Source organism: Mesorhizobium sp. M0276 (assembly GCF_040321755.1).
In the GTDB taxonomy this organism is placed as follows: domain Bacteria; phylum Pseudomonadota; class Alphaproteobacteria; order Rhizobiales; family Rhizobiaceae; genus Mesorhizobium.
The window spans coordinates 1-1,323 of sequence record NZ_JAMYSC010000141.1 but is presented as its reverse complement, the minus strand read 5'-3'; the positions used below and the strand labels follow the sequence as shown (position 1 = coordinate 1,323).

The 1,323-nt window shown below is 61.5% G+C and carries 1 protein-coding gene; it reads left to right on the top strand.

The annotated features are described in order from the left end of the window. The first annotated feature begins 57 nt into the window (after positions 1–57). Positions 58–1,281, top strand: a complete 1,224-nt coding sequence (locus NKJ01_RS36125; RefSeq protein ID WP_352487197.1) for an IS256 family transposase — start codon at positions 58–60, stop codon at positions 1,279–1,281. The last annotated feature ends 42 nt before the right edge of the window (positions 1,282–1,323 follow it).

Sequence of the window (1,323 nt, the reverse complement as noted above, 5' to 3'; positions counted from 1 at the left end):
GGGACTGTCAGGAATTTCGTGTGCGGGCGGGCATAATGGGTAAGAAGGAGTCCCACTATGTCGCGACGCAAAGACCCTGCGATACCGAATGAGCTTCTCGATCAGTTGCTGGCTGGTGGCGCGGCCAGCGCCGCTTTTGATCAGGGCGGTTTGCTCGATTCACTGAAGAAAGCGCTGACCGAGCGCGCCTTGAACGCGGAGATGGATCATCACCTGGCCGGCGATGAGAGCGCCGGCAATACGCGCAACGGCTACGGCCGCAAGACGGTGATGACCGAGACCGGCAAGCTGGCGATCGACGTGCCGCGCGACCGCCACTCGAGCTTCGACCCTCAACTGATCGCCAAATATCAGCGCCGCTTTCCAGGCTTCGACGACAAGATCGTGTCGATGTATGCGCGCGGCATGAGCACCCGCGAGATCACCGGACACTTGCACGAACTTTACGGCATCGACGTCTCGCCGGAGCTGATCTCAACGGTGACCGACGCGGTGCTGGATGAAGTCGTCGCCTGGCAACAGCGGCCGCTCGATCCGGTTTACCCGCTCATCTTCTTCGATGCGATCCGGGTCAAGATCCGCGACGAAGGCATGGTCCGCAACAAGGCGATCCACATCGCGCTTGGCGTGCGCGCCGATGGCGCCAAGGAGGTGCTGGGCCTGTGGCTTGAGCAGAACGAGGGTGCCAAGTTCTGGCTGCGGGTGATGAACGAGCTCAAGAACCGCGGCGTCGAGGATATTCTGTTGGCTGTCGTCGATGGCCTCAAAGGCTTCCCCGACGCCATTACCGCCGTGTTCCCGCAAACGGTCGTCCAGACCTGCATCGTGCATCTGCTCAGGAACAGCATGGACTTCGTGTCTTGGAAGGACCGCAGGGGGCTGGCGACGGCGCTCAAGGATATTTACCGCGCCATCGACGCCAAGACCGCCGAAGAGGCGCTGATGACGTTCGAGGCCGGCCATTGGGGGCAGCGTTATCCCGCCATAGGTCAGAGCTGGCGGCGCGCCTGGGCCGAGGTCATCCCGTTCTTCGCTTTCCCAGACGAGGTTCGCAGGATCGTCTACACCACCAACGCGATCGAGGCTCTGAACTCCAAGCTCAGGCGCGCCGTCCGGGCCAGGGGGCACTTCCCAAGCGACGATGCCGCAACCAAGCTACTCTATTTGATCTTGAACCGATCTGAGAAAGAGTGGAAAATGCCGCCACGTGAATGGGCCATGGCCAAGGCGCAGTTCGCCGTCATCTTCGGTGAGCGCTTCATCAAAGCCATGGCGGCGTGATGTTCAACCGCCCGCCCGCACACGAAATTCCTGACAGTCCCG